26 protein-coding genes are annotated in these 26774 nt (G+C 65.1%); 13 read left to right on the top strand and 13 right to left on the bottom strand.

Translation table 11 applies throughout. The annotated features are described in order from the left end of the window. Nucleotides 1–497: 497 nt before the first annotated feature. From BDOA9_RS07955 to BDOA9_RS07935, 5 genes are all read right to left on the bottom strand, one after another. On the bottom strand, nucleotides 498–1535 hold the full coding sequence (locus tag BDOA9_RS07955) for an alpha/beta hydrolase (RefSeq protein WP_025033413.1): 1038 nt from the start codon (nucleotides 1533–1535) through the stop codon (nucleotides 498–500). A gap of 116 nt (nucleotides 1536–1651) precedes the next feature. Continuing rightward, nucleotides 1652–3103: a benzoyl-CoA 2,3-epoxidase subunit BoxB gene (gene boxB, locus BDOA9_RS07950; protein WP_025033412.1), complete on the bottom strand. Its 1452-nt coding sequence runs from the start codon at nucleotides 3101–3103 to the stop codon at nucleotides 1652–1654. A gap of 97 nt (nucleotides 3104–3200) precedes the next feature. Beyond that, entirely contained in the window at nucleotides 3201–4889 is a 1689-nt protein-coding gene (gene boxC / locus BDOA9_RS07945; RefSeq protein ID WP_025033411.1) for a 2,3-epoxybenzoyl-CoA dihydrolase, read from the bottom strand. Between the two features lie 124 nt (nucleotides 4890–5013). Next, complete coding sequence (locus tag BDOA9_RS07940; protein WP_025033410.1) at nucleotides 5014–5826, bottom strand: alpha/beta fold hydrolase; 813 nt, start codon at nucleotides 5824–5826, stop codon at nucleotides 5014–5016. Nucleotides 5827–5940: 114 nt separating this feature from the next. Further along, nucleotides 5941–7482 (bottom strand): benzoate-CoA ligase family protein, encoded by a 1542-nt coding sequence (locus BDOA9_RS07935; protein WP_025033409.1) that lies wholly within the window; start codon nucleotides 7480–7482, stop codon nucleotides 5941–5943. 121 nt (nucleotides 7483–7603) lie between these two features. On the opposite strand from BDOA9_RS07935, the gene BDOA9_RS07930 reads away from it, so the two are divergent. Together BDOA9_RS07930 and BDOA9_RS07925 are read left to right on the top strand one after the other, a co-directional pair. Further along, nucleotides 7604–8512, top strand: coding sequence for a helix-turn-helix transcriptional regulator (locus BDOA9_RS07930; protein ID WP_025033408.1), 909 nt, complete (start codon nucleotides 7604–7606; stop codon nucleotides 8510–8512). A 3-nt stretch (nucleotides 8513–8515) separates the two neighbouring features. Then, complete coding sequence (locus tag BDOA9_RS07925; protein ID WP_025033407.1) at nucleotides 8516–8908, top strand: group II truncated hemoglobin; 393 nt, start codon at nucleotides 8516–8518, stop codon at nucleotides 8906–8908. Nucleotides 8909–8914: 6 nt separating this feature from the next. Here the strand turns inward: BDOA9_RS07925 and BDOA9_RS07920 are convergent, their stop codons facing one another. Next, nucleotides 8915–9700: an IclR family transcriptional regulator domain-containing protein gene (locus BDOA9_RS07920; RefSeq protein WP_025033406.1), complete on the bottom strand. Its 786-nt coding sequence runs from the start codon at nucleotides 9698–9700 to the stop codon at nucleotides 8915–8917. 115 nt (nucleotides 9701–9815) lie between these two features. Between BDOA9_RS07920 and BDOA9_RS07915 the strand changes: the two genes are divergently transcribed. The 3 genes from BDOA9_RS07915 (at nucleotide 9816) to BDOA9_RS07905 (ending at nucleotide 13692) form a co-directional block, all read left to right on the top strand. Continuing rightward, nucleotides 9816–11174, top strand: coding sequence for an aromatic ring-hydroxylating dioxygenase subunit alpha (locus BDOA9_RS07915; RefSeq protein WP_025033405.1), 1359 nt, complete (start codon nucleotides 9816–9818; stop codon nucleotides 11172–11174). A gap of 154 nt (nucleotides 11175–11328) precedes the next feature. Continuing rightward, nucleotides 11329–12765 (top strand): glutamine synthetase family protein, encoded by a 1437-nt coding sequence (locus BDOA9_RS07910; RefSeq protein WP_025033404.1) that lies wholly within the window; start codon nucleotides 11329–11331, stop codon nucleotides 12763–12765. 582 nt (nucleotides 12766–13347) lie between these two features. Then, complete coding sequence (locus tag BDOA9_RS07905) at nucleotides 13348–13692, top strand: hypothetical protein (RefSeq protein WP_025033403.1); 345 nt, start codon at nucleotides 13348–13350, stop codon at nucleotides 13690–13692. Nucleotides 13693–13735: 43 nt separating this feature from the next. Here BDOA9_RS07905 and BDOA9_RS07900 read toward each other — a convergent pair whose 3' ends face one another. From BDOA9_RS07900 to BDOA9_RS07870, 7 genes are all read right to left on the bottom strand, one after another. Beyond that, nucleotides 13736–14449, bottom strand: coding sequence for an ABC transporter ATP-binding protein (locus BDOA9_RS07900; protein ID WP_025033402.1), 714 nt, complete (start codon nucleotides 14447–14449; stop codon nucleotides 13736–13738). Continuing rightward, nucleotides 14442–15209 (bottom strand): ABC transporter ATP-binding protein, encoded by a 768-nt coding sequence (locus tag BDOA9_RS07895; RefSeq protein ID WP_025033401.1) that lies wholly within the window; start codon nucleotides 15207–15209, stop codon nucleotides 14442–14444. The genes BDOA9_RS07900 and BDOA9_RS07895 overlap by 8 nt, the downstream gene beginning before the upstream one ends. Next, a complete protein-coding gene (locus BDOA9_RS07890) occupies nucleotides 15202–16146 on the bottom strand; it encodes a branched-chain amino acid ABC transporter permease (protein ID WP_025033400.1) in 945 nt (314 codons plus the stop codon). The genes BDOA9_RS07895 and BDOA9_RS07890 overlap by 8 nt, the downstream gene beginning before the upstream one ends. A 13-nt stretch (nucleotides 16147–16159) precedes the next feature. After that, a complete protein-coding gene (locus BDOA9_RS07885; RefSeq protein WP_025033399.1) occupies nucleotides 16160–17077 on the bottom strand; it encodes a branched-chain amino acid ABC transporter permease in 918 nt (305 codons plus the stop codon). A gap of 562 nt (nucleotides 17078–17639) precedes the next feature. Beyond that, nucleotides 17640–17858, bottom strand: a complete 219-nt coding sequence (locus tag BDOA9_RS07880) for a hypothetical protein (RefSeq protein ID WP_025033398.1) — start codon at nucleotides 17856–17858, stop codon at nucleotides 17640–17642. Between the two features lies 1 nt (nucleotide 17859). Next, complete coding sequence (locus BDOA9_RS07875; protein ID WP_025033397.1) at nucleotides 17860–18519, bottom strand: acyl-homoserine-lactone synthase; 660 nt, start codon at nucleotides 18517–18519, stop codon at nucleotides 17860–17862. 86 nt (nucleotides 18520–18605) lie between these two features. Further along, on the bottom strand, nucleotides 18606–19343 hold the full coding sequence (locus BDOA9_RS07870) for a helix-turn-helix transcriptional regulator (protein ID WP_025033396.1): 738 nt from the start codon (nucleotides 19341–19343) through the stop codon (nucleotides 18606–18608). Between the two features lie 167 nt (nucleotides 19344–19510). On the opposite strand from BDOA9_RS07870, the gene BDOA9_RS37735 reads away from it, so the two are divergent. The 8 genes from BDOA9_RS37735 to BDOA9_RS07830 form a co-directional block, all read left to right on the top strand. Next, nucleotides 19511–19687: a hypothetical protein gene (locus BDOA9_RS37735; protein WP_042335817.1), complete on the top strand. Its 177-nt coding sequence runs from the start codon at nucleotides 19511–19513 to the stop codon at nucleotides 19685–19687. A 402-nt stretch (nucleotides 19688–20089) separates the two neighbouring features. After that, nucleotides 20090–21028: a LysR family transcriptional regulator gene (locus BDOA9_RS07860; RefSeq protein ID WP_025033395.1), complete on the top strand. Its 939-nt coding sequence runs from the start codon at nucleotides 20090–20092 to the stop codon at nucleotides 21026–21028. A gap of 132 nt (nucleotides 21029–21160) precedes the next feature. Continuing rightward, nucleotides 21161–22036, top strand: coding sequence for a shikimate dehydrogenase (locus BDOA9_RS07855; RefSeq protein ID WP_025033394.1), 876 nt, complete (start codon nucleotides 21161–21163; stop codon nucleotides 22034–22036). Nucleotides 22037–22090: 54 nt separating this feature from the next. After that, on the top strand, nucleotides 22091–23221 hold the full coding sequence (locus tag BDOA9_RS07850; protein ID WP_025033393.1) for an ABC transporter substrate-binding protein: 1131 nt from the start codon (nucleotides 22091–22093) through the stop codon (nucleotides 23219–23221). Nucleotides 23222–23502: 281 nt separating this feature from the next. Then, the gene (locus tag BDOA9_RS07845) at nucleotides 23503–24378 is read left to right on the top strand and encodes a branched-chain amino acid ABC transporter permease (RefSeq protein WP_025033392.1); all 876 of its coding nucleotides are present in this window, start codon (nucleotides 23503–23505) and stop codon (nucleotides 24376–24378) included. Continuing rightward, nucleotides 24375–25373 carry a branched-chain amino acid ABC transporter permease gene (locus BDOA9_RS07840; protein ID WP_025033391.1) on the top strand — a complete coding sequence of 333 codons (999 nt, stop codon included), beginning with the start codon at nucleotides 24375–24377 and terminating at the stop codon, nucleotides 25371–25373. The genes BDOA9_RS07845 and BDOA9_RS07840 overlap by 4 nt, the downstream gene beginning before the upstream one ends. After that, complete coding sequence (locus tag BDOA9_RS07835; RefSeq protein ID WP_025033390.1) at nucleotides 25370–26113, top strand: ABC transporter ATP-binding protein; 744 nt, start codon at nucleotides 25370–25372, stop codon at nucleotides 26111–26113. The genes BDOA9_RS07840 and BDOA9_RS07835 overlap by 4 nt, the downstream gene beginning before the upstream one ends. A gap of 10 nt (nucleotides 26114–26123) precedes the next feature. Beyond that, nucleotides 26124–26774, top strand: a 651-nt coding sequence (locus BDOA9_RS07830) for a branched-chain amino acid ABC transporter ATP-binding protein (protein WP_025033389.1), incomplete at its 3' end; no start/stop codon positions are given.

Here is a 26774-nt window from a genome sequence, read left to right as displayed (position 1 = left end):
GCCAACCCTTCGACCTAAAGGGCCGTGGACCGATCATGTCTCCCGACACAATGTCGACCTGAAAACGATCACCGATCTTGCCTCCGGCACCGCCACCCGAATTGGATTGCAGAACTCCGTTCTCGCCAAGTTTGTGGATGCTGACGACGTCACATGAGTAAGGCTGAGCTGTCTGGGCCGCTACCGGAACCGGCAACAAGGCAATCGCTCCTGTGGCAAATACGAACCAGCACATTAGGACCTTCGGCCACTTCCATGGCTTCGCTGATGCCGAAAGTCGCGGCGGCAGCATTGCGCATCTCGTCGAGCGACTGTTCACTCGGGACCTCCAGCTCATGCTGTTAGTGTTGGCGGCGCCTGGACCTCTCGATAGTGTCGCGTAGCTGTGCTCGGGTTCAACCGGCGCGATAGCCGTCTCTGGAATATTGAATCGCCCGGTCAACGCCGGACGATGACGGCGAGCGTGTAGCGCGGCTATCGCATCTCGCGGACCGCCGTTACGACTCCATCTTCGCATTTGCGAGGCCACCTGCCTTGGCGACGGTACCCGGCACGACGGCGTTCAACCAATGCGCAATTCGGCGCGGCACGTCCGAGCTGGTGACGAGCTGAAAGTGATCGATCGCCGGGATGATCTCGACGCTCGCATGGCGCAGCGGCTCGAACACTTCGCGATAGCCTTCCGAGCGGAAGATCGAGTCCCGCGCCGCTGCCAACACCAGCACGGGACAAGCGATGCTGCGGATGTCATTACGCCAGTCCGACCGCGGCGTGACCGATGCAAACAGCCGCCAGCTGTACAACGCAGTTTCGGTTCCGTCGCGAGCCGCCGGCGGCACGGCGAAGCGCAACACAGGCAGCCGGTCGAACAGATGGATGCCGAAACGCTGCAGCATCGCGATGCCGGCAAATCGGGGAACGAACGGCGTTGCCCAGCCGCCGGAATTCGGACGCGCCCCGGGTGACTTGCGATGGATGTAGGGGGCGATCAGCACCATCCCGGCGGGCTTGGGCTGCTCGCGCCCGGCAGCATAGCGGATGGCGAGGCCTGCCCCGATCGAGTGGCCGCCGAGCAGAAAGCGACCGTACGATCCCTCGTCCCTCAGCATCGTGATGAGATCGCCGATATCCTGTTCCTGCCGATCGATCGCGTCGACATCGCCGCGACGTCCCGGCTTGGAGCCGTGACCGCGCATATCAGGCGTGACGACCGTGAGCCCCGTCGAGGCGGCGACGTCGCTTGCAAGGCCGGCCAGATAACGCCCGTCGCTGCTCGATCCGTGCAGGAAGATCAGGACATCGCAGCCGCTGCCGGGATAAAGGCGGTACGGGCGAATGGCACCGTCGCGGGCGGTGAAATGACGGGGCGCCGCCGGCTCGGCGAGCGAACCGCCGGCGACAAGACTGTCCAATTCGAGCGTGGCCCTCTCGGGCACATCCGTCGGCGCGGGCGGCGGCCAAGCGATCAGGACCAGTGCAATCGCAACATAGACGGCGATCGAAATCAGTGCGGTCTCAACGACCAGGCCCCACATGCGCAACCCTCCGGCGGAAACGCCGGATGAATTGTCTTATGGCGGCGAGCCCGGGGCATTGAGACCGATCAAGCGCGCGTGGCAATCCCTCGCGCGCTCTGGTCTGCCGCCTCCGCTCAGCTCTCGATCTTCACGTACTCGAAATCGCCGGGCTTGTTGTCGATGCCGACCTTGGGCGGCGAGATCCAGGAGGCGAACTGGCCGATCTCGGTGACGGGCTGCATCAGGGAGGTGATGAAGTCGCCGTCGCTGGCCGAGGGCAGCCATTCGTCCTTGCGCTTGGCCCAGGTGGCATCGTCGATCAGGATGCCGTCGGGCGTCGCGTGCACGTCCTTGAACTCGCCGATGTGCCGGTGGAAGGCGACGTTCGGCAGCTTGAGCTGGAAGTCGTAGCCCGCGGTGGAGATCACCTTGTTCCAGCGCAAGAGGCCCTTGACGCAATCCTGGCTGTAATCGTCGCGCAGGCGCATGTTGAGCGCGGTCAGCGCCGGCTCGTCGACCAGCTTGACCTCGCCGTTGATCAGCTTGAGCACCGGATAGGTGGAGTTCTTGAGCTGGTGATCGTCCTCGATCTGGGTCTCGTGATAGCGGCCCTTGATGCCGGCGTTGAAGGCGTTGGCCGCGTTGGTCGAGACTTCCGAGCCGAACAGGTCGAGCGACAGCGTGTAGTGCAGGTTCAGCTTCTTCTGGATGGTCGGCAGGTCGATCACCCCGAGCGCGCGGACCTTTGCGATGTCGGTGGGATCGGTGATGCCGGCCGCGCGCATCGCCTCGCAGGTGCGCTGCACGACGCGGGTGATGCCGGTCTCGCCGACGAACATGTGGTGCGCTTCCTCGGTCAGCATGAAGCGGCAGGTGCGCGACAGCGGATCGAAGCCCGATTGCGCGAGGCTGTGCAGCTGCATCTTGCCGTCGCGGTCGGTGAAATAGGTGAACATGAAGAACGACAGCCAGTCCGGCGTCGCCTCGTTGAAGGCGCCGAGCATGCGCGGCGCGTCGGCATCGCCGGAACGGCGGCGCAGGAGATCGTCGGCCTCCTCGCGGCCGTCGCGGCCGAAATATTTCTGCAGCAGATAGACCATCGCCCAGAGATGGCGGCCTTCCTCGACGTTGACCTGGAACAGGTTGCGCATGTCGTAGAGCGAGGGCGCGGTCTTGCCGAGATGGCGCTGCTGCTCGACCGAGGCGGGCTCGGTGTCGCCCTGGATCACGATCAGGCGGCGCAGCATGGCGCGATGCTCGCCCGGGACTTCCTGCCAGGCCGGCTCGCCGTAGTGCTCGCCGAACGGCACGACGCGGTTCTCTTCCTGCGGCGCAAGCAGAATGCCCCAGCGATATTCGGGCATGCGGACATAGTCGAACTTGGCCCAGCCACGCGGATCGACCGAGTAGGCGGTGCGCAGATAGACCAACGATTCCTGGAAGCCTTCCGGCCCCATGTCGCTCCACCAATCCATGTAGCCGGGGTGCCAGCCTTCCAGCGCTTTCAGCACCTGGCGGTCTTCGGCGAGATTGACGTTGTTCGGAATCTTGGTCGAGTAGTCGACGTTCATGATGTTCATGTTCATGGGGACCTCCCGTGTGGGACTGGTTGAAGTACGCGAGTAGCGAATGGCGAGTAGCGAATGGATATCCCTATTCGCTATTCGCCACTCCCCATTCGCCCTAAACCCGCGTCATATCGAATTTCGGCTTCTGGCCGCTGCCGTAGCGGCGCAGCGCGCCTTCCTCTCCGACCGCGTTCGGGCGCTGGAAGATCCAGTTCTGCCAGGCGGTGAGGCGGGCGAAGATCTTCGATTCCATCGTCTCGGGGCCGACGAAGCGCAGGCTCGCTTCCATGCCGGTGAGGCTGTCGGGCGAGAAGCTGGCGCGCTCCTCCAGGAACACGCGGACCTCGTCGTCCCAATCGATGTCGTCGAGCGCGAAGGTGACGAGGCCGAGCTCTTCGGCCTGCTCGGCGTCGAGGCTGGTGCCGAGCGTCGCTTCTGCACGCTCCAGGTCGGACGGATCGGCCTGGAAGCGCGACTCCAGCCGCGTCAGGCCGTGGCTCATCGGGTACGGGCCGAAATTCATCGCCGACAGCTCGATCGACGGCGGCGGACGATTGTCGCCCTGGCGGGTGCCGATCAGCATGTAGGAGCGGTCGGCGGCGAAGACGAGCTCGGCCAGCGTGCCGGCAAAACAGGAGCCGGGCTCGACCAGCGCCACCAACGTGCGCGAGGTGACGTCGACGCGCTTGAGCACGCGCTTCCAGTAATGCCTGATCTCGTTGACCAGCCAATGCGCCTTGTTGGCTTCGAGGAAGGCATCGCTGGCGAGCACATGGGCGCGGTCGCCATGGCTCTTGAACACCAGCATCGCGATCTCGAGCTCGTTGATGCGTAAGTGCAGGATGGCGTCGTCGAGCTCGCGCGCCACTTGCAGCGGCCAGAACGAGGCGCCTTGCGCCATCATGCCGTCGATGTCGGCGGGCGGCGCGGCCTCCGGCGCCTTGATCGAGATGGTGGCGATGCGGGCGGTGCGATCGATGTCGACGGTGACGAAGCCGTAGCGGATGCTGGTCTCGTCGATCAAGCGCTTGAGCGGCGTCAGCGCGATACCCTTGCCGCTGCCCTTGCGTTTCGAAGCGGCCGCGAACTCCTTGGCGCGCTCGGCGATCCTGGTCTCGAGCTTGGAGTTCGGCGCGATCTCGTCGACGAGGCGCCATTGCACGGCGCGCTTGCCCTTCACGCCCTCCTCGATGGTGCAGAAGACATCGGCGTGATCGCGCCGCACCTTGCGCTTGTCGACCACGCGCGTGAGGCCGCCGGTGCCGGGCAGCACCGCGAGCAGCGGCACCTCGGGCAGCGCCACGGCGGACGAGCCGTCGTCGGCGAGGATGATGTGATCGGTTGCGAGCGCCAGCTCATAGCCGCCGCCGGCGGCGGAGCCGTTCACGACGGTGATGAAGCGCTGGCCGGAATTCTCCGACGAATCTTCCATGCCGTTGCGGGTCTCGTTGGTGAACTTGCAGAAGTTCACCTTGTGGGCGTGCGTCGACCCCGCCAGCATGCGGATGTTGGCGCCGGCGCAGAACACACGGTTCTTGGCCGAGCGCAGCACCACGACCTTCACTTGCGGATGCTCGAAGCGCAGGCGCTGGATCGCGTCGGCGAGCTCGATGTCGACGCCGAGATCGTAGGAATTGAGCTTGAGCTGGTAGCCCTCGAACAGGCCGCCATTCTCGTCGACGTCCATGGTCAGCGTCGCGACGTCGCCCTCGACCGCGAGCTTCCAATGCTTGTAGCGGGACGGTTCGGTCTGGAAATCGATGAATGTCGCGCCGCCTGCGAGGCGCCGATCTTCCCCGGCCATGAGCCACCCTTGACGTTCGTTATGCATTTGGAGCGTTAGATGCACAATAGTGCATCTAACTAGGTTAGTCCAGTCTGAATCTCGGATTCATATGCACTTTGCTTCATCTAAGCGCGCAGGCGCCTCATGCGGCCTGGAGCCCCGGATCGTCCCGCAGGGCGGCCTTTGCGAACGGCGTGATGGCATCGAGGGTGGGCCCGGGGGCCTCGCGATGCGGGGAATGCGCCGCGCCGGCGATGATCTTCAGGTCGACCGGGCAGTAGCATTCCTCCTGCGCGATCTCGGCCTGGCGCAGCGTGCCGTATTGATCGTCTGCGCCCTGCACGATCATGACGGGCACGCGGATATAGGCGAGGTATTCGGAGATATCCCAATCGCGGAATTTCGGATCGAGCCAGGCGCCGTTCCAGCCATGGAAGGCATTGTCGACGTCCTTGTGCCAGCGCGCGAGCTTTGACCTGAGGTCCGTGGTCTCGAACGTGGTCTTGATCGCGGCGATCGATGTGATCGAGATGTCCTCGACGATGAAATGCGGCGCGATCAGCACGAGGCCGTTGAGGCGATGATCCTGATGCGCACCGGCATAGATGGTGGCGATCGAGGCGCCGTCGGAATGGCCGAGCAGAAGACCACGCTTGAAGCCGATCATGTCGAGCAGCTTCGGCAGCACACCCAGGGCCTCGTGATGCATGTAGTCGAGCGGCCGCGGCAGCGCGACCGGGCTGGACTGGCCGTAGCCTGCGCGCGAGTAGACGAAGATGCCGGCGCCCGTGGCCTGCTGCAGCTTCTCCGGGAAGTCGCCCCAGAGGCCGACCGAGCCGAGGCCTTCATGCAGCATCACGATGGTGGGCGCGTCCGGGACTGGCGGCGCGAGCCATTTGTATTCGAGGCTGGCGCCGCCGATGTCGAGGAAGCCGGTGGGGGTGAGGTTGGTCATGATGTCACTCTTCTCTCTCCGTCGTCATGCCCGGGCTCGACCCGGGCATCCACGCCTTTTCCAGACGCGGATGCACGTGGATGGCCGGGTCAAGCCCGGCCATGACGGCTGCTGTTAATGCGCCCCTTCCCGCAACTTGAATCGCTGGATCTTTCCGGTCGCGGTCTTCGGCAGCGAGTCCACCACGTCGATCCAGCGCGGATATTTCCAGGGGCCGATCTTCTGTTTGACGTGCTCCTTGAGCATCTCCTGCAAATCCGTCGTCTTGGCCCCGGGGCGCAGCACGACGAAGGCCTTGGGCTTCAACAGTCCTTCCGGATCGGCCTCGGGCACGACGGCAGCTTCCAGCACCGCCGGATGCGTGATCAGCGCGCTCTCCACCTCGAATGGCGAGACCCAGATGCCGGAGACCTTGAACATGTCGTCGGCGCGGCCGCAGAAGGTGTAGCGGCCCTCGGCGTCGCGGATGTATTTGTCGCCGGTGCGGGTCCACGGCCCCTCGAAGGTGCGGCGGCTCTTGTGACGCTGGTTCCAGTAGCCCTCGCCGGCCGAGGGCGCATCGACCAGCAGCTCGCCGACCTCGCCGTCGGCGACGTCCTGCCCGGCTTCGTTGACGAGCCGCACCGCATAGCCCGGCACCGGCTTGCCGGAGGAGCCGTACTTGATGTCGCCCGGTGCGTTCGACAGGAAGATGTGCAACAGCTCGGTCGAGCCGACGCCGTCGAGAATGTCGACACCGAAGCGCTTCTTCCAGCTGTGGCCGACGGATTCCGGCAGCGCCTCGCCGGCGGAGGTGCAGATGCGCAAAGCCTTGCCGCAGCGCTCGCTCTTCATCGTCTCGTCGTTGAGCATCGACGCGAACAGGGTCGGCACGCCGTAGAAGATCGAGGGGTTGTAGCGGTTCATCAGGTCGAACATGCGCGCCGGCGTCGGCCGCTCGCTGTTGAGGATGACGCTGGCGCCGACCGACATCGGGAAGGTCAGCGCATTGCCGAGGCCATAGGCGAAGAACAATTTCGCCGCGGACAGACACACATCGCTCTCGCGGATGCCGAGCACTTGGCTGGCATAGGTGTCGGCGGTCGCCTGCAGATTGGAATGGATGTGGCGCACGCCCTTGGGCATGCCGGTCGAGCCGGACGAATAGAGCCAGAACGCCGGCTCGTCCGGATGCGTCGCGGCGGTGGTGAACTGGTCGCTCTCGCCGGCGAGCTCCTCAGTGAGCTGCTTGTGGCCGTTCTGCTTGGCGCCGGAGACGACGACATGCTCGAGGTCCGGCATGCGGCCGACGACGTCCTTGATGACGGGATAGAGCGCTTCGGACACGAACAGCACGCGCGCGCGGCAGTCGGCGAGGATGTAGGCGTATTGGTCCGCGGTCAGCAGCGTGTTCAGCGGCACCGGCACGATGCCGGCACGGATCGCGCCCAGGAACACGATCGGGAAATCGACCGTGTCCAGCATGATCATCGCCACGCGCTCCTCGCGGCGGACCCCTAATCGGCGCAGCATGTTGGCGGCGCGCCTTGTCTGTTGCTGGAGCTCGCCATAGGTGAGCCGCGAGACGGTGTCGTCGAAGGCGAGCTTGCTGCCGCGGCCCGCCTCGACGTTACGGTCGAGCAGCCAGGTCACCGCGTTGTAGGATCCCTCGCTCACGGACATCTCCCCCGAATTTAGAATTATAATTCATAGAAAGACACCACGGCGGCTTGCTGTCAATGCCAGCAGGCACTATGTTTCATTAAAACGCGCCGCAGGACATCTGTAAAGAAGGCTCATGACCGAAAGTCCCGACGCCGAATCCGGCTTCCTCGAACAGCTCGGCCAGCGTGTCCGCACCATGCGCGCGCTGCGCGGCATGTCGCGCAAAGTGCTCGCCAAGGTGTCGGGAATCTCGGAGCGCTACATCGCGCAGCTCGAGAGCGGCAAGGGCAATGTCTCGATCGTGCTGCTGCGCCGCGTCTCCGACGCGATGGGCGCGCATCTCGAAGATCTGTTGCCCAGCGCCGATCCCACCCCGGACTGGCAGATGTTCCGCGATCTCCTGCGCAAGGCGACCCCCAGCCAGATCGCGCAGGCAAAAGATCTGCTCACCGGCGGCAGCGCCTCCGCGCCGCGACGCGCGCCATTCTGCGGCATCGCGCTGATCGGCCTGCGCGGCGCCGGCAAGTCGACGCTTGGGCGGATGCTGGCGAAGAAGATCGGCTGGAGCTTCGTCGAGCTCAACAAGGAGGTCGAGCAGCAGAACGGGCTCTCGGTCGCCGAGATCATCGCGCTGTACGGCCAGGAGGGCTTTCGCCGTATGGAGCAGGCGGCGCTGCAACAGCTGCTCGCGCGCAACGAGCTGATGGTGCTGGCAACCGGCGGCGGCATCGTCTCCGAGCCCCTGACCTTCGACCAAGTCCTGAGCTCGTTCTACACGATCTGGCTGAAGGCCGAGCCCGAGGAGCACATGGCGCGCGTGCGCCGCCAGGGCGATCTGCGGCCGATGGCCGACGATCGCTCGGCGATGACGGAGCTGCGCAACATCCTGCGCAGCCGCGAGCCGCTGTATTCGCGCGCGACCGCGGTGGTGGATACCGCGGGGCTGTCGGTCGATGCCGCCGCCGCGCGGCTGGTCGATGCGGTGCGACCGGTGCTGCAGAACGAAGCCCGCAGCTTCGGCCTGCGCAGCGTGGCGCTGTAGAGAATGACCGACACCACCACCGCAATCTCCATGTTCGAGCGGATCGGCGGCAGCGCCACGATCGAAGCCCTCGTCGACCGCTTCTACGACCGCATGGACACGCTGCCGGAGGCAAAGATCATCCGCGCCATGCATGCGGACGACCTCGGCCTGATCAGGGACGTGCTGAAGCGCTATCTCACCGAATGGACCGGCGGCCCAAAGCTCTATACCCCCGAGAAAGGCCATCCGCGGCTGCGCCAGCGCCATTTCGGCTTCGCCATTGGCGATGCCGAGCGTGACGCCTGGATGCTGTGCATGCGCGGTGCGATGGAGGAGACGATCACGGATAGCGCCGCGCGGCAGGATCTCGACAAGGCGATATCGGGCCTCGCCGACTGGATGCGCAACCGGTAGACGGCGTTACAACAGCTGCGAACGCACTGATTCCGCGCCGTCCCGCAACAGCGGCAGGAAGCGGTCGATCAGCTCCTGCGCGGGCACCCGATCGACATGCGCGCCCATGTTGATGGCGGCGACGATCACGCCGTCGTAGCGGCGGACGGGGACCGAGATCGAGCGGAAATGCGGCTCGGCCTCGCGGTCGACCAGCGAATAGCCCTTCGCCCGGTCGGCTGTGATGCGCGCGAGCAGCGCCTTGGGATCGGTCACCGTCTGCGGTGTCAGCGCCTCCCGCTTCATCGTCTTCAGCCGGGCACCAAGATCGGCATCGTCGAGCTGGCCCAGCATGGCGCGGCCGACCGAGGTGCAGAAGGACGGCAGGCGGTAGCCGATCTCGAGGCCGCCGGAGAACATGCGCGCCGGAGTGCTGCGGGCGATGAACACGACCTCGTCGCGGTCGAGCACGGCGAGCGAGGAGATTTCATTCGCGGCCGTCGCGACGCGATCGAGCACCGGTTGCAGCACCGTGACGAGCTGGTTGGATCGCAAATAGGACGCCGCCAGCGTCAGCACATGCGGCGTCAGCGAGAACAGCTTGCCGTCGCCGCTGACGAAGCCGCCACGCTGCAGCGTGAACAGCATGCGCCGCGTGGTGGCGCGCGGCAGATCGGCAGCGCGGGCGAGATCGCTCAGCGTCATCGGGCCGGCATTGGTGCCGAAGCACTGCAGCAGGCGCAGCCCGCGGTCGAGCGCCTCGACGAAATCCGTCGCCCGCTCGTCAGTCTCACTCCGCTTCAGCTTGGGCATGGGCTCGGGGACAATCCTGCAAAATAGTACTTGCTGCTGCTCCAACTCATGTCATAATTCGCCCATTCGTTCAATAGGCGAACAAACCGCTTCTCCAGAAAAGGACGCGACCGCCATGATGAGCCAGGAGCAGAACGACCTGATCACCCGCACCGGGCCGAAGGATCCGTGCGGGAAGCTGATGCGGAGCTACTGGCAGCCGGCGGCGCTGGTGGACGAGCTGGAGGGCGCGCGGCCGATCCGGCCGGTCAAGCTGCTCGGCGAGAACCTGGTGCTGTTCCGCGACGAGACCGGGCGCTATGGACTGATCGACCGCCACTGCGCCCATCGCGGCGCCGACCTCGCCTTCGGCCGGCTCGAGCATGGCGGTCTGCGCTGCGCCTTCCACGGCTGGCTGTTCGACGCCACCGGCCAGTGCATCGAGACGCCGGCCGAGCCGAAGGATTCGAAGCTCTGCCAGAACATCAAGCAGCGCTCCTATCCCGTGGTGGAGAAGAGCGGCATCCTCTGGGCCTATCTCGGCGAGGGCGCCCCGCCCGCGTTCCCGGAGATCGACTGCTTCATCGCGCCCGGCACGCACACCTTCGCATTCAAGGGCCACATGGCCTGCAACTGGCTGCAGGCGCTCGAGGTCGGCATCGATCCCGCGCACGCCTCCTATCTGCACCGCTTCTTCGAGGACGAGGACACGTCGACGGCTTACGGCAAGCAGTTTCGCGGCGCTTCGGCGGGAAGCGACCTGCCGATGACGAAGATCCTGCGCGAATACGATCGCCCGATCATCAACGTCGAGCACACCGAATACGGCTTGCGCCTGATTGCGCTGCGCGAGATCGACGAGGAGCGCACCCATGTGCGCGTCACCAACCAGCTGTTCCCGCACGGCTTCGTCATCCCCATGAGCACGGAGATGACGATCACGCAATGGCACGTGCCGGTCGACGACGAGAACTGCTATTGGTACGCGATCTTCACCAGCTATTCGAATCCGGTCGACAAACAGAAGATGCGCGACCAGCGCCTCGAGCTCTACGAGCTGCCGGACTACATCTCGCGCAAGAACAGAGCCAACGATTACGGTTTCGATCCGCACGAGCAGCAGACCGCGACCTATACCGGCATGGGCAACGACATCAACGTCCACGACCAGTGGGCGGTGGAATCGATGGGCGCGATCCAGGACCGCACCAAGGAGCATCTCGGCCAATCCGACAAGGCGATCGTGCAGTATCGTCGCCTGTTGCGGCAGGAGATCGAGAAGGTCCAGGGCGGCGAGAAGCCGATGCTGCATCTCGACGAAGCCAATGCGCGCAGCATTCAGGGCCCGGCGACCATGGACGGCATCGGCCCGACGCGGGGCTGGGAGACCTATTGGATGGAGGTCGACGTCAAGCGCCGCCGCGGCGCGCCGTGGACCGCTCCGGTGCCGAAGGAGATCGCGGACAACGTGCACCGGTTGACGGCGGCGGAGTGAGGATGAAACTCTCTCCACCGTCATTGCGAGCGCAGCGAAGCAATCCAGACTGTCTCCGCGGCGGGATTCTGGATTGCTTCGCTTCGCTCGCAATGACGGAGTGTGTTGCAGGCATCGTGCGCCCGTCGAGCATTGAGACTGAGGAGCAACCGAAGTGACTTTCGTCGCGCGCCATGGGTTGTGGTCGGATGAGCAGAGGGACGCAGCCCAGCGCATGCGCCGCATCGCCGAGGAGAAGAGCCTCGAGGTGATCCGCCTCGCCTTCCCCGACCAGCACGGCATCCTGCGCGGCAAGACCATCGTCGCCTCCGAGGCGATCGCCTCGCTGGAGAGCGGCTGCTCCATCACCACCACCATGCTGGCCAAGGATACCTCGCATCGCACGGTATTCCCGGTGTTCACCGCCGGCGGCGGCTTCGGCATGAAGGAGATGGAAGGCGCGGCCGACGTGCTGATGGTGCCTGATCCCACCACGTTTCGCGTGCTGCCGTGGGCGCCGATGACGGGCTGGGTGTTGTGCGACCTTTATTTCAACGATGGCCGCCCGGTGCCGTTCGCGACGCGCGGGCTGTACAAGCGCGTTCTCGACGAGCTCGGCGCGCGCGGCCACGATTTCGTCGCGGGGCTCGAGGTCGAATTCCACATCTTCAGGCTCGACGATCCGCATATGCGCAGCGAGGACGCAGGCCAGCCCGGCACGCCGCCCTCGGTCAGCCTGCTCAGCCACGGCTATCAATATCTCACCGAGCAACGCTTCGATCAGATGGAGCCCGTGCTCGAGATCCTTCGCCGCGACATCGTCGCGCTGGGGCTGCCCCTGCGCTCGGTCGAGGTCGAGTTCGGGCCGAGCCAGTGCGAGTTCACCTTCGCGCCGAGGAAGGGGCTGGAGCCCGCCGACAACATGGTGCTGTTCCGCAGCGCCGTGAAGCAGATCGCGCGCCGCCACGGCTATCACGCCACCTTCATGTGCCGGCCGAAGCTGCCGAACGTGTTCGCCAGCGGCTGGCACCTGCACCAGTCGATCGTCTCGCGCGCCAGCGGCGACAACCAGTTCATGGCGAAAGACGGCGGCGAGCCGCTCAGCGCGTTCGGCAGGTCCTACCTCGCCGGCCTGCTCGACCACGCCCGCGCCTCGACATTGTTCACCACGCCCACCATCAACGGCTACAAGCGCTACCGCTCCTATTCGCTGGCGCCGGACCGCGCGATCTGGGGCCGCGACAACAGGGGCGTGATGATCCGCGTGCTCGGCGGCGCCGGTGATGCCGCAACGCGCCTGGAGAACCGCATCGGCGAGCCCGCGGCCAATCCCTATCTCTACATGGCCTCGCAGATCCTCTCAGGCCTCGACGGCGTCGATCGCAAGCTCGATCCCGGCCCCTCGGCCGACACGCCCTACGAGACCAAGGCGCCGCCATTGCCGAAAAGCCTGCGCGATGCGGTCGCGGCGCTCAAGGACGATCCGTTCTTCCGCGAGAAGCTCGGGGCTGAGTTCGTCGACTACTACACCCACATCAAGAACGCCGAGATCGATCGCTTCCTGTCGGAAGTGACCGACTGGGAGCATCGCGAATATTTCGAGGTGTTTTAAGGAAGTCCGGCGCGACCCGGCGGCTCACTTCAGCCGAATCGTGTCGACCCGACGGCACGGGACGCAATGATAAGCGTGTTCCGGAGGCAGCGTGACTATTCCAGGTAGTGTCGCCAGGAACGTCATTGGCCGCCTGCATTTTGAGCAGATGAGGATCGGCGGATCGTCTTCGCGATCGGAACTCATACGATAACCGGGTCTGAAGGCCGCCCGCACGATACTGCCGCGCTGCGCACGCTTCATCTCGGGACAACTACCGGCCTCTATCGGAATCCGGTCCGGCCCTGATCGGCACGCGGCTTCACGCCGGCGTGAGGCGACTTCGTCCGGACTGTTCCGACGACATCGCGCCGGCCCCGGATGAAGCCATTTTCCTCATCCGGCGAAAAACGCCGGAAAGCCGGCCGGCGTATAACGGCTTTCCATGATCAACAACGGAGTTCGGTCATGTGGGGTCAATTGTTCAGCCTGATCTACCGCTTGTCCTGTCGGACCACCCTGGTCGAGATCGGCGTGCACCGCCTCGCGCGTTGAGCCCGTTGGAATTGGGTAAGATCGATTGACCAGATGACGGGGATGACCATGCGCAAGCTGATCCTGATCGCCGCGATGTCGGTGCTCGCAAGCCAGGCCCATGCCGGCGGCTCGCGGAGCCTCAGCCTGGCGGCCAGCAATGCGAGCCAGCCGGCGGAACAGCCGGCCGCGGCGGCCACCGCTCCGGCGCAAACGACCCCAAGCCCGCCACCGGCGAATGTGCAGACGGCGACGACCGCCCCCGCCGCATCGACAGCGCCGGCCGCAGCTCCGGCGCAATCAAGCACCGCGCCGGCGGCAAAGACGACCGAAACCGCCAAGCCGAAACGCCGGCAGCCCTCCACCGAGGCGCGCGTGATCCGCGAGCTGCATCGGCACGGGATCTATTGGTGAGAGATCGCGTCGATCTCGTCCGTCATTGCGGCTGGAGTGGGGCTCAGATCCCGAGATATTTGTGCTGCAGGTCCGGCGCGGCCATCAGCTGGTCGGAGGTGCCGCTCCACACCGTCTTGCCGCGCTCGATGATGTAGTGGCGATCGCAGATGCGGGCGAGATGGTCGACGTTCTTGTCGACGACCAGGATCGACTGGCCCCGGCTCTTGAGCAGCGACAGGCAATTCCAGATCTCCTCACGGATCAGCGGCGCGAGGCCCTCGGTCGCCTCGTCCAGGATCAGGAGCTTTGGATTCGTCATCAATGCGCGGCCGATCGCGAGCATCTGCTGCTCGCCGCCGGAGAGCTGGTTGCCCATGTTGGACGCACGCTCGGCAAGGCGCGGGAACAGCACGTAGATCGCGGCGAGCGTCCAGGGATTATCGCTGCCGAAGCGATCGGCCGCGGCCGCGACCAGGTTTTCGCGCACGGTGAGGTTCGGGAAGATCTGGCGTCCCTCCGGAACGAGACCGACGCCCAGCTTGGCAATCCTGTAGGACGGAAGCTGCCGCACCTCCGCCCCCGCGAAGCGGATGCTGCCCGCGCGTGCCGGCGTCAGGCCCATGATGGAGCGGATGGTGGTGGTCTTGCCCATGCCGTTGCGGCCCATCAGCGAGACCATCTCGCCGGGCTTGATCGACAGCGACAGGCCGAACAGCACCTGGGACAGGCCGTAGCAGGTCTCGATGCCGTCGACCTCGAGCAGCGTGTCAGCCATGATGCGTCACCACATGCTGATCGCCGAGATAGGCGCGTTTGACGTCCTCGTTGGCCCGGATCGCGGCCGGATCGCCGGAGGCGATGACGCGGCCATAGACCAGCACCGTGATGCGGTCGGCCAGCGCGAACACCGCCGGCATGTCGTGCTCGACCAGCACGATCGAGACCTCTTTGCGCAGCTCCTGGAGCAGTTGCACCATGCGCTGGGATTCGGTCACGCCGAGGCCCGCCATCGGCTCGTCGAGCAGCAGCAGCTTCGGCTTGCTCGCGAGCGCCACCGCAAGCTCGATCTGGCGACGCTCGCCATGGCTGAGCCTGGACACCACGACATCGGCGCGATGCAACAGGCCGACGCGGTCGAGCGCGGCGTGGGCGGCATCGCGCAGGCCCTTCTCCTTGCGCGCATTGGCGAAGAAGCGGAACGAGGTGCCGGCATGCGCCTGCGCCGCCAGCGCGACATTGTCGGCGGCGGTGAAGTCCAGCAGCAGCGAGGTGATCTGGAACGAGCGTGCAAGACCGAGCGCGCAGCGGCGATAGGCCGGCAGATAGGTGATGTCGCGGCCGGCCAGCGAGACGCTGCCGGAATGCGGCGCGAGATGCCCGGTGAGCTGGCTGATCAGCGTGGTCTTGCCGGCGCCGTTCGGCCCGATGATGGCGTGCAGCTCGCCGGATGCGACGTCGAGCGAGACATTGTCGGTCGCGATGATGCCGCCGAAGCGGCGCACCAGCTTTTCGACGCGGAGCAAGGGTTCAGCCACGGCCAGCCCTCCCGAGCACGCCCATGATGCCGCCACGGCCGAACAGGACGATGAGCAGCAGCAGCGGCCCCATGATCAGCGCCCAATATTCGGTGATCTGCGACAGGAACTCCTCCAGCAGCAGGAACACCACCGCACCCATCACCGGGCCGAACAACGTGCCCATGCCGCCCAGGATCACCATCACCATGAGGTCGCCGGAACGGGTCCAGTACATCACCGCCGGGCTGACGAAATCGGTGTTGTTGGCGAGCAGCGCGCCGGCGAGGCCGCACATCGTGCCCGATATGACGAAGCAGACCAGCTGGTAGCGCTTGGCCGGAAAGCCGATCGCCTGCATGCGCTGCTCGTTGGAGCGCAGGCCCTGCACCACGAGGCCGAAGCGCGAATTGACGATGCGCCAGATCAGGAAGATCACGCCGAACAGGCAGGCGAGGCAGAGATAGTAGAACTGCACGCGATTGCCGAGATTGATTAGGCCGGAGAAGTCGCTGCGATTGTAGATCGTGAGGCCGTCGTCGCCGCCGTAACGCGCCAGCCCCGAGGCGACGTAATAGGCCATCTGGGCGAAGGCCAGCGTGATCATGATGAAGTAGACCCCGCGGGTTCGAAGCGAGAGCGCGCCGATCACGAGCGCATAGATCGCAGAGGCCGCGAGCGCGACCGGAAACTGGATGAAGCCGGAACCGACGCCTTCCTGCGCGAGCATGCCGACGGCATAGCCGCCGATGCCGAGATAGGCGGCATGGCCGAAGCTCATCATGCCGCCGAACCCCATGATCAGGTTGAGGCTCGCAGCAGCCAGCGCCAGGATGATGATCCGGGTGAACAGCGTCAGGATGAAGATGTTGCCGGACAGCTGCGAATAGAGCGGCAGCAGCACGAGCCCCGCCAGCATCAGGGCCGTGACGGCCTTGCTCACGCTCAAACCCTTCATCGACGCAAGCTCTTCATCGACGGTTGGCCGGAAACAGCCCCTCCGGCCGCACCACCAGCACGATCGCCATCAGCAGATAGATCAGCATGGAGGACAGCGCGGGTGCGGCGGTGGACGCGGCGGCGCCGCTCAGCACCTGGCGGAGCAGGTTCGGCAGGAAGGCGCGGCCGAGCGTGTCGATCATGCCGACGAAGATCGCGGCGAGGAAGGCGCCGCGGATCGAGCCGATGCCGCCGATCACGATGATGACGAAGGCGAGGATCAGGATGTTCTCGCCCATGCCGATCTGCACGGTCAGGATCGGCGCCTGCATCAGTCCGGCAAGGCCCGCGAGCGCGGCGCCCAGGCCGAACACCAGCGTGTAGAGCAGCTTGATGTTGATGCCGAGCGCGCCGATCATCTCGCGGTTGGACGCGCCGGCGCGGATCAGCATGCCGATGCGCGTGCGCATCACGCCGAGATAGAGCAGCAGCGCGACCAGCAGCGCCACCGCGATGATGGCGAGGCGATAGGCGGGATAGTGGATGCCGGGCAGGATCGGCACCGGCACCGTGAGCCAGGCCGGCAGCGGCAGCGCAAGGCCCGCCGGGCCCCAGATCAGCCGCACGGCTTCATTGAAGAACAGGATCAGGCCGAAGGTCGCGAGCACGTGGTCGAGATGGTCGCGGCCGTAGAGATGCCGCAGCGCGCTCACCTCCAGCACGATGCCGAGCACCAGCGTTGCCCCGAGCGCCATCAGCGCGCCAGCTAAGAAGCTGCCGGTCCACGCCGCGAAGGTCGCCGCGAAATAGGCGCCCATCATGTAGAGCGAGCCGTGCGCGAGGTTGACGAGATCCATGATCCCGAACACCAGCGTCAGGCCCGCGGCGAGCAGGAACAGCAGCAGGCCGAACTGCAGCCCATTCAAGAATTGTTCGACGACGAGCAGCATCAAGACTCTTTCAGGCGCGCGCAGCGTCGCGCCGATGTTCGAACACAGTCGCCATCAGTGAAAGAGCTCCCCCTGCCTCTTCAAGGCCGAAAAATGGGTAATGGCAGTATCGTTCCGAGGCAAGAGCGATTCGACACCAGACATGCACTTTGTTGCATCTCGGCACATGCGGTTGCACCCGGCAGCTACAATCTCGAAAACATTTTAGGCTTAAAACAATTCGGAGCAATAGAGGATTTTGGGCATCCTGCGCCTCTTCGTGCAGCAAAGGGGACGTCGATATGCGCCTTGCAACGCAAAAAGGCTGCCGCACGGCATGAGGCGACCTGCCGCAGCCAAACGATCACCCTCCCCGTTGCCAGGCGATCTCATAGGACGTGCCAGTTGGAGCATCCGACAGATAACGGCGTCATGGCCGGGCTTGTCCCGCCTGCGCGGCCGTAGCCGCTTCGGCGGGACAAGCCCGGGCATGACGACCGTTTGTGAAGGTTCAAATGCCATCACCCTCTCACCGGGCCGCGGTGAGAGGGTGCGATCGTCGTGGGATCGAGCAGCGCCAGGCCTAGTGCGGCGTCATCTGCTGGGGGAGTTCGTCCAGCTCGGCGACAACGCTGTTGGCCATCGATGCCTCCAGGGCCGCCATCCGAAACAGATAGGCGAGCGTCGTCAGCCCGGAATCGTCCGCCAACTGCGCCAGCTCCAGTGCCATGTCGGACATGTAGCCGAGATTCTCGTCTTGGATTTGCGCCATGATCTGGTTGTCCCGCATCAAGTCCGACATTTCAGGCGCTCTTTCGTTGCGCGGCAGCATGACCGCAGAGGTTGGCACGGGCGATGCAATCGATCCGAGGGCCGTCCTGCTGGACGATGCTCGCCATCCCGATACGGCCGCGCACGACATCGAGCGACTCCTGGCGCATCTCGATGGTTGCCGCCATGGTCCAGGAATTCTCCACCAGCGCCGGCAATCCGAGCGGCGTCACGATGAACCCGATGTCGTGGAACCGTGGCAACCACCACGTCTCCATGACGAGGCAGAGCCGCTCGATGCCCTGATCGAGGCAGAACTCCTGCGCGGCCGCCATCAATTGTAAATTGAACGCGCCGTCGCGGCGCTCGCGCGTGACGAAGAAGCGCGACCATTCCCAGACCAGCGGGTCCGCGGGGCAACCGCGCACCGCGGCGAGATGCGGGAAAACCTCGCTCATCATCGTCGGCCGGGTGGTCGGATACAGGCGGGAGCCGCCGAGCACCCGGCGGTTGTCGAGAGCCAGCAGGTAGACCGCGTCCTCGTTGTCGTAGCTGTCGATCTCGCGGCCATCGGGCTTGCGAAGCGCCTCCCATTTCCGCTCCTCGACGAAAATCTCGTGACGAATCCGGAAATGCTGTTCGAGAACGTCCTCGTACAGGTGCCGATTGACGCAAGAAATCACATGAATCATGAACTTCCCCCATGGCTTGAAATGAGGGAAGCCTCAGCGAAAAAGGCAAAACCGACTATTGGGAAATTTCCCAGTAGGCGGAGATTTCAGGGAGAGATGATTCTGTGGCGGATCGCGATGGCGACCGCATGCGTCCGGTTGACGGCGCCGAGCTTGCGCGCAGCAGTTGCAAGGTGCTCTTCGGCGGTGCGCTGCGTGATGTGCAGGATTTCGCCGATTTCCCAGGCGGACTTCCCCTGCGAGGCCCAGGCGATCACCTCGCGCTCGCGGGGGGTGAGACGCGTGGACGAATGCGGCACCGGTTCGAGCAGACGGCGGATGTGATCGAAGCCGTACATCCCGATCAGGTGCAGCGCCGGCTTGCTGCGCGCATTGAGATCGAGGTGGACGCCGCCGAGCGAGACGCCGGCCTCATAGCCAGTCAAGCCGTGGATCGGCACGACGAAGCCGCGCGACATGCGAAAATCGGCTGCGCGCCGCATCACCTCGACCGCACCGGGCTCCAGCTCCGGATCGTACGGCGCTTCGGACCATTCGAAAGGGTTCACCGTCTGCCGGCATTTGCGGATCACGGGATCGACCCGGTCGTAGCTCTTTTCGGTGTAGAGGCTGAACCACTCCGCCGGCCACTTCTTGGCGAGCACCATCTGGGAAAAGCGCTGCTCGGGATTCGGCAAGCCCGTCACGATGATATGTTCGAAACCGTAGCGACTGAACGCAGTTGCAAGCGCGTCCATGGCGTCCGAAACCTTCGTATAGGCTCCGAGCCCTTCGATGAAGTCGAGCGCCTCCCGGCCATAGTCAACGGCGTCTGCGGCGGACATCGATAAATTTCCTGACCTTCGCTCTTCCCGTATAGCACGTATTTGAGCGCGGCCTCAATTCGCTGTGGCCGTAGTTTCCCGGTGCCCATGCGCCCTGAAGATTTAACTACTTGTGGCAGAATTGACGCCACGATACACCTGAGAGCGTCCGAAGCGGGAAACCAACGATGGAAGACGAGGACATTGCCCTCAACAGCGTGCTCGGCCTGGAATTGAACCGCGTGTTTTTTGCCGTCCGCGAAACCGCGCACAAGCAGAAGATCATCGAGTTTGCGCGCGAGGTGCTGCGGAGCGAGCGTGCGGAGCTGGCCGGCAGCGTGTTGCCGGAAGAGCCGGCGAGCTAGAACGCCGTTGAAGCAGACAATGCAGCAGACCGCGCCACGCGGACGCCTCTCGATCTGACCGCGCGGATTTTAGTCGAAACAGGCTGAAGCGAAGTTACTCCGTCATCGTCCGCAACGAGCCTGTTGGCTCTTACCCTCCCCTGGAGGGGGAGGGTCGGCTCATATTGAGCGCAGCGAAATATGAGACGGGGTGGGGTGACGGTCCCTCCGCGACGAACAGTGCCCGAGTGGAGAGATCACCCCACCCCGCTCGCGCTGCGCGCGATCGACCCTCCCCCTCCAGGGGAGGGTAAGGCACCGCGCCTCTCCACATCGCACACACTTGCCGCTGGATGACATCGCATCTCTCGTGAGATGATCGGCGCCACGATCTCTTGTCGATGCCGGGAACATTCCAAGGCCATGATGACGCTGCGCCAGGTCGAAGTGATCCGGGCCGTGATGGTGACGGGCACCATCGGCGGTGCGGCGAAGCTGCTCAACGTCTCGGCGCCCGGCATCAGCCGCCTCGTCAAGTACACCGAGCGGTCGCTCGGCATCCGCTTCTTCCAGCGCCAGAACGGGCGCTACTTCCCGACACCGGAAGCCGAGAACATCTTCGAGCAGATCAACGGCGTCTACAAGAAGGTCGACGACCTCTCCGAGATCATCTCCAAGATCGGCCGCGGCGGCCTGTCGGAACTGCGCATCGGCTCGGTGCCGAGCATCTCGCAGGTGATGGTGCCGCGCGCGATCGAGCGCGTCCGCCGCCGCTATCCCGACCTCGGCATCGACATCAACATCCTCAAGCTCGAGGAAGCCATCGACTATTTGATGCTCGGCCGCGGCGAGTGCGTGGCAATGAGCTATCGGCTCGAGCATTCCGGGCTCGACTTCATGCCGCTCGCCTCGGGCGAGCTCTATTGCATCGTGCCGCCGGGCCACGAGCTCGCCGGCCGCAAGCAGGTCTCGGCCGCCGAGATCACGCGCTATCCGCTGATCGGCATCGATCCCAACGATCCCTATGGCCGCATCATGGCCGGGATCTTCGCGCGTCATCGGCTCGACTACAACATCACCATCCGCGCGCGCTTCGGCACCACGGTCTGCGCGCTGGTGAAGGCCGGGCTCGGCATCGCCATCATCGATCAGTTCACGGTCGCCCATGGCGGCTATCCCGGCATCGAGCTGTTGAAGATCGCCGAGCCGACGCGGTTCGACACCTATGTCGCGGTCAAGCGCGGCACGCCGCTGTCGCTGCATGCCGAATATTTCATCGAGGCCCTGCGCACCGAGATGCGCGCCGTCGAGCCGTCCCGCGGCAGTGGCAAGTCCGCCCCGGCCCGCGGGCGGAAGAAATAACATGATGTTAGGTTTGTCGGATGAAAGGGTAATTGTGTTAGGCGGGGGAAAGGCTATCGTCACAGCTGGAATTGCACGGATTTCCCCGCTAATGGCCGGGGCCGGACGCTCCCTTGGAGACGAACGCGAACCATGTCGAAACGCGGATACGCCGCCAGCAAGAAGCTTCTCACCGGCCTGATCGGCGCGCCGATCGCGCATTCCGCGTCTCCCGCGATGCACGAGCGCGCGGCCGAGGCGCTCGGCCTGCGCGGCCATTACCAGCTCATCGAGGTCGCCGGGGCCGATGCGGCCGGGCTGCGCCTGATGCTCGAAGGCGTCCGGCGGCTCGGCTTTGCCGGCGTCAACGTCACCTACCCCTACAAGGAAGCGGTGGTGCCGCTACTCGACGCACTGGCGCCGGGCGCAGCCGGCATGGGCGCGGTCAACACGGTCGTCGCCAGGGATGGCCGGCTGACCGGCCACAACACCGACACCACGGGCTTTGCACGGGCGGTGATGCCGTTGCTGGCGCCCGCCGGCAACGCCATCGCGCTGATCGGCGCCGGCGGCGTCGGCAAGGCCATCGCGTTTGCGCTGGCGAGCCTGAAAGTGGCCGACATCCGCGTTTTCGACAGCGAGCCGGCGCGCGCCGGGAAACTGGTCGCCCTGCTCGCCTCGCGCGGCGCTCGCGTCGCAGCCAACGTCGAGGAGGCGCTCGAGGGCGCAACCGGTCTCGTCAACGGCACGCCGGTCGGCATGCTGCCGAACCGCGACACGCCGGTGCCGGTGGGCCTGCTGAGGGCCGACCTCTGGGTCGCCGACGCCGTCTATTCGCCGCTGATCACGCCGCTGCTGGCCGCAGCGCGAGAGAAAGGCGCGAAGATCATGACCGGCCGCGACCTCGCGATCTACCAGGCCGCCGACGCCTTCGAACTGTTCACAGGCCTTGCCCCATCCACCGAGATCATGGGAGAGGCTTTCGACGCCGTGATGGCTGCGCGCAGCGCCGCCTATCAGGCTGCTTGAGGCGAAGCGGCCGGATACAAGGCCGCTTGCAATTTGAAACGGGAGGAGAGGACGATGAAATCAACGCTAGTGGTGGGCGCATTGCTCACCGTCATGACCGCAACGGGCGCTTTTGGCCAGGCGATCAAGCTCGCCAATGTCGCGGAGCTCTCGGGCGGCGGCGCCACCGTCGGCACCAATTGGAAGAACGGCATCGACCTCGCGATCGAGGAGATCAACGCCAAGGGCGGCGTGCTCGGCCGCAAGCTCGAGGTCAGCCACGCCGATTCGCAGTCCAACCCCGGGGTGGCGCGCGCCCAGGTGCAGAAGGCGCTCGACGCCGAGCCCTATGTGCTGCTCGGGCCCGGCTATTCCGGCTCCGTGAAGGTGACCGCGCCGCTCGCGGCCGAAGCCGGCATCGCGCAGATCATGGGCGGCGAAGCCGCCGAGCTGACGCAGACAGGAAACAAGTTCCTGTTCCGCACCTCCTTCGGCCAGCAATCCTCGATGCCGAAGGTCGCAAAGTACATCCATGACGAGATGAAGGCGAAGACCGTCGCGGTGGTCTGGGTCAACAACGATTTCGGCCGCGGTGGCCGCGACGTCGTGGTCAAGGAGCTGGACCGGCTCGGCTCCAAGGTGGTCGCCGACCTCTCCACCGAGGCGGGCCAGGCCGACTTCGCCGCCGACGTCGGCAAGATCAAGGCCGCCAATCCCGACGCCGTGTTCGTCTATCTGAACGAGGAAGAAAGCGCGCGCATCCTGAAGGAGCTGAAGCGCCAGGGCGTCACCGCGCCGCTGATGGGCGAGACCACGCTGATCGGCCAGAAGGTGATCGAGCTCGCCGGCGATGCCGCCAACGGCGCGCGCGGCCATGTCGGCCTCACCACCGATGCACCGGTCGACCTGATCAAGGCGTTCCGCGAGAAGTTCTCCAAGAAGTACAATTACGTCCCCGATCACAACGGCCTGAAGGGCTACCTCGCCGTCTACATGGTGAAGGCCACCACCGAGAAGATGGGCAAGGTCGATTCGAAGAAGTTCGCCGACACGCTGCACGGCCTCACCATCAAGGCCGCGGACGAGCCGGGCATCCTGATGGACGTCACCTTCAGCGACACCGGCGACATCGACCGCCAGAGCTTCCTGGTCGAGGTGGTCGAAGGCAAGCAGGTGGTGAAGCAGGTGCTGCCGAAGGTGAAGTGACTGTCTTCGCCTCTCCCTGAAAGCGGGAGGGCAATCGCATACGGGATCGATCCCCCCGCGGCCATCCTTCGAGACGCCCGCCATTGGCGGGCCCTCAGGATGAGGATCGAGTGCTCGGCTGTCGTTTCAGCGAGCACCGGTGCTGCTTAGCCTCATCCTGAGGAGACCGCTATGCGGTCGTCTCGAAGGACCGGGCGTGCGCTCAGGTCGCGCAAACGCCGCATGCGATCGCCCCACCATAGGCGGGGCCAGGGAGAGAGAAGAAGAGGGAAGAGGGGAAGATGTCCAACCTATTCGATCTACTGGTCGCGGGGCTCGCCACCGGCGCCATCTACGCGCTGGTCGCGCTCGGCTTCACGCTGCTGTGGCAGACCTCGCAGACCATCAATTTCGCGCAAGGCGAGTTCGTGATGCTGCCGGCGTTCCTGATGCTGGCGGCGATGCATGTCGGTGCGCCGTTCTGGCTTGCGATCATCCTCGGCATCCTGCTCTCGATGATCCTGCTCGGCCTCGCCTTCAAGCTGCTGCTGGTCGACCCGATGATGCGCCATGGCGTGCTGCCGCTGGCGATCGCGACCATGGCGCTCGCGATCGGCATCAAGGAGGCCGTCAAGCAATTCTACAGCGCGGAAGCTTCGCCTTTCCCCTCGATCGTGCCGACCGGCGAGGTCTCCATCCTCGGCCACGCCGTGTCGCTGCAGAGCATCGGCGTGCTCACCGTTGCCATCCTCGCCGTTCTCGGCCTGACCACGCTGCTGAACCGTACCTCGCTCGGCCACCAGATGCAGGCGGCGGCGCAGAACCCGACGGTGGCGCGGATCATCGGCGTGCCGGTGGAGCGCATGATCATGCTGACCTTCCTGATCAACGCCTTCCTGGTCGCGCTGGCCTCGCTGCTGATCACGCCGATCTACCTTGCGAAGTTCTCGTCCGGCGAGGTGCTGGGCCAGGCCGCCTTCATCGCCGCGATCGTCGGCGGCTTCAACCAGGTGCGCGGTGCGATCGCCGGCGGTCTCCTGATCGGCGTGCTCGACAACCTCGCGGCCGCCTATGTCTCGACGCAGTATCGCGCCGCCGTGCCGATGCTGTTCCTGATCGCCGTCATCCTGTTCCGGCCGCAGGGCTTGCTCGGCCGCGCCGAGGAGCGCACCGTATGAGCGGTTTCGCCAGACCCCTGAAGATCGCGCTCGGCCTTGCCGTGATCGCCGCGCTGATTATCGTCCCCATGAACTTCAACCGCTACGGCCTGTTCATCCTCAGCCAATGGGCGGTGATGAGCATCGCGGCGATGGGGCTCAATCTCACGCTCGGCTATGCCGGCCAGGTCTCGCTGGCGCAGGGCGCCTTCGTCGGCATCGGTGCCTATGCCGCCGCGATCATGACCACACATGGCTGGCCGCTGCCGGCGGCGATCCTGGTGGCGATCGTCCTGAGCTTTGCTATCGGCTGGGTGCTCGGCTATCCCGCGCTGCGCGTGCAGCACCATTACCTCGCCTTCGTCACCCTGGCCTTCTCCACCCTCGCCTTCCTGGTGTTCCGCAACGAAAGCTGGCTGACCGGCGGCATCTACGGCATCTCCAACATCCCGCGCCCGCACATCTTCGGCCTCGCGACCAACAAGCCGCTGCCGTTCTACTATGTCTGCCTCGGCTCGCTCGCGATCGTCTCGCTCGCGGTGTGGTGGCTGATCCGCTCGCCCTGGGGCCGCGCCTTCATGGCGCTGCGGGAAAATCCGCTGCGCGCGCAATCGCTCGGCATCGATACCCGGCGCTACACGCTGATGGCGTTCGCGATCGGCTCGGCGCTCGGCGGCGTCGCCGGCGCGCTCTACGCGCCGCTGACGCAATATATCGATCCGGTGCCGTTCAACCTGTCGCTCTCGCTCGACCTCCTGCTGATGGTGATCGTCGGCGGCGCCGGCTTCTATTTCGGCCCGTTCCTGGGCGCGATGATCGCGGTGCTGCTGCCGGAATGGCTGCGCTTCACGGAAGGCTATTATCTGATGCTCTACGCGGTCGCCGTGATGCTGCTGCTGATCTGGTCGCCGACCGGCATTCTCGGAATCCTCGATCGCTATCTCGCCGAGCGCCGCACCAAGGCGGCGTCCGCGCTGCGCGCCGTCGCCAAGTCGCGCCTGGAGACGGTGCAATGAGCGCGGTCCTCGAAGTCACCGACATCAGGAAGAGCTTTGGCGGCATCCACGCCGTCAACGGCGTCTCGTTCGACGTCCGCGAGGGCGAGATCCTCGGCCTGATCGGGCCGAACGGCTGCGGCAAGTCCACGCTGTTCAACTGCATCCTCGGCCAGCTCACGCCGACAGGCGGCGAGGTCAAGCTCGACGGCAAGCTTGTCACGGGCCTGCGGCCCGCCGAGCTCAACAAGCTCGGCGTCAGCCGCACCTTCCAGCTGCTGCAGGTGTTCCCGAAGCTCTCGGTGCGCGAGAACCTGATTCTCGCGGGCCAGGAGCACCAGGGCAACATGGCCTCGCGCCTGGTCGGCCGCTCCGATGCCGGGCTGACGGAGACCGCCAACCAGATGATCGGCTTCTTCAAGCTCGACCATCTCGCCGACGAGCCGGCCGGCGGCCTCTCCTATGGCCAACAGAAGCTGCTCGATGCCGCGATGGCCTTCATGGGCGGGCCGCGCCTGGTGCTGCTCGACGAGCCCGCCGGCGGCGTCAACCCGTCGATGCTGGCGGACCTCAAGGAACGCCTGGTCGCGATCAACCGCGAGAAGAACGCCACCTTCGTCGTGATCGAGCACAACATGGAGTTCGTGATGTCGCTGTGCTCGCGCGTGATGGTGATGGCGGAAGGCAAGGTGCTGGCGATGGGCCGGCCCGACGAGGTGCGGAAAAACCCCGCCGTGATCGAAGCCTATCTAGGTCATTGAGGAGGTCACCATGAGCGATCCGATCCTCTCGGTCCACAATCTCGTCGGCGGCTACGGCAAGATGACGATCCTGAACGGCACGACGTTTGCCGTGCCGCAGGCGACCATCACCACCATCATCGGCCCGAACGGCGCCGGCAAATCGACGGTGTTCAAGGCCATCTTCGGCCTGCTTAGGCTGCGCGAAGGCAAGATCAGCTTCGCCGGCCGCGACGTCACCAATTTGAGCCAGCGCGCGCTGCTCAATGCCGGCATCTGCTATGTGCCCCAGGGCCGCAACATCTTTCCGGAGCTGTCGGTGCGCCACAACATCGAGCTCGGCGGCGTCGCCGCCGACAAGGGCCTCGACCTGCCGAAGCGGATCGAGGCGGCGCTCGACCTGTTCCCGGCGCTGCGGCGCAAATCCGCGCAGCAGGCCTCGACGCTCTCAGGCGGCGAGCAGAAGCAGCTGGAGATCGCCCGCTCGCTGCTGCTCGAGCCGAAGCTGGTGCTGGTCGACGAGCCCTCGATCGGCCTGTCGCCGCTGATGGTGCAGCAGACCTTCGACATCCTCAAGAGCTTGCGCGACCGCGGCGTCACCATCCTGATGATCGAGCAGAACGCACGCTCGGCGCTGGAGATCTCCGATATCGGCATCGTGCTCGAGCTTGGCCAGACCCGC

The organism is Bradyrhizobium sp. DOA9 (genome assembly GCF_000617845.2).
Classification (GTDB): domain Bacteria; phylum Pseudomonadota; class Alphaproteobacteria; order Rhizobiales; family Xanthobacteraceae; genus Bradyrhizobium.
This window is presented reverse-complemented; position numbering and strand designations above follow the sequence as displayed.

What these genes read in the sequence shown, in the direction of transcription:
- BDOA9_RS07955 (WP_025033413.1), bottom strand. Translation starts at nt 1,535, where the DNA reads ATGTGGGGCCTGGTCGTTGAGACCGCACTGATTTCGATCGCCGTCTAT.
- boxB (WP_025033412.1), bottom strand. Translation starts at nt 3,103, where the DNA reads ATGAACATGAACATCATGAACGTCGACTACTCGACCAAGATTCCGAAC.
- boxC (WP_025033411.1), bottom strand. Translation starts at nt 4,889, where the DNA reads ATGGCCGGGGAAGATCGGCGCCTCGCAGGCGGCGCGACATTCATCGAT.
- BDOA9_RS07940 (WP_025033410.1), bottom strand. Translation starts at nt 5,826, where the DNA reads ATGACCAACCTCACCCCCACCGGCTTCCTCGACATCGGCGGCGCCAGC.
- BDOA9_RS07930 (WP_025033408.1), top strand. Translation starts at nt 7,604, where the DNA reads ATGACCGAAAGTCCCGACGCCGAATCCGGCTTCCTCGAACAGCTCGGC.
- BDOA9_RS07925 (WP_025033407.1), top strand. Translation starts at nt 8,516, where the DNA reads ATGACCGACACCACCACCGCAATCTCCATGTTCGAGCGGATCGGCGGC.
- BDOA9_RS07920 (WP_025033406.1), bottom strand. Translation starts at nt 9,700, where the DNA reads ATGCCCAAGCTGAAGCGGAGTGAGACTGACGAGCGGGCGACGGATTTC.
- BDOA9_RS07915 (WP_025033405.1), top strand. Translation starts at nt 9,816, where the DNA reads ATGATGAGCCAGGAGCAGAACGACCTGATCACCCGCACCGGGCCGAAG.
- BDOA9_RS07905 (WP_025033403.1), top strand. Translation starts at nt 13,348, where the DNA reads ATGCGCAAGCTGATCCTGATCGCCGCGATGTCGGTGCTCGCAAGCCAG.
- BDOA9_RS07900 (WP_025033402.1), bottom strand. Translation starts at nt 14,449, where the DNA reads ATGGCTGACACGCTGCTCGAGGTCGACGGCATCGAGACCTGCTACGGC.
- BDOA9_RS07890 (WP_025033400.1), bottom strand. Translation starts at nt 16,146, where the DNA reads ATGAAGGGTTTGAGCGTGAGCAAGGCCGTCACGGCCCTGATGCTGGCG.
- BDOA9_RS07885 (WP_025033399.1), bottom strand. Translation starts at nt 17,077, where the DNA reads ATGCTGCTCGTCGTCGAACAATTCTTGAATGGGCTGCAGTTCGGCCTG.
- BDOA9_RS07880 (WP_025033398.1), bottom strand. Translation starts at nt 17,858, where the DNA reads ATGTCGGACTTGATGCGGGACAACCAGATCATGGCGCAAATCCAAGAC.
- BDOA9_RS07875 (WP_025033397.1), bottom strand. Translation starts at nt 18,519, where the DNA reads ATGATTCATGTGATTTCTTGCGTCAATCGGCACCTGTACGAGGACGTT.
- BDOA9_RS07870 (WP_025033396.1), bottom strand. Translation starts at nt 19,343, where the DNA reads ATGTCCGCCGCAGACGCCGTTGACTATGGCCGGGAGGCGCTCGACTTC.
- BDOA9_RS37735 (WP_042335817.1), top strand. Translation starts at nt 19,511, where the DNA reads ATGGAAGACGAGGACATTGCCCTCAACAGCGTGCTCGGCCTGGAATTG.
- BDOA9_RS07860 (WP_025033395.1), top strand. Translation starts at nt 20,090, where the DNA reads ATGATGACGCTGCGCCAGGTCGAAGTGATCCGGGCCGTGATGGTGACG.
- BDOA9_RS07855 (WP_025033394.1), top strand. Translation starts at nt 21,161, where the DNA reads ATGTCGAAACGCGGATACGCCGCCAGCAAGAAGCTTCTCACCGGCCTG.
- BDOA9_RS07850 (WP_025033393.1), top strand. Translation starts at nt 22,091, where the DNA reads ATGAAATCAACGCTAGTGGTGGGCGCATTGCTCACCGTCATGACCGCA.
- BDOA9_RS07845 (WP_025033392.1), top strand. Translation starts at nt 23,503, where the DNA reads ATGTCCAACCTATTCGATCTACTGGTCGCGGGGCTCGCCACCGGCGCC.
- BDOA9_RS07840 (WP_025033391.1), top strand. Translation starts at nt 24,375, where the DNA reads ATGAGCGGTTTCGCCAGACCCCTGAAGATCGCGCTCGGCCTTGCCGTG.
- BDOA9_RS07835 (WP_025033390.1), top strand. Translation starts at nt 25,370, where the DNA reads ATGAGCGCGGTCCTCGAAGTCACCGACATCAGGAAGAGCTTTGGCGGC.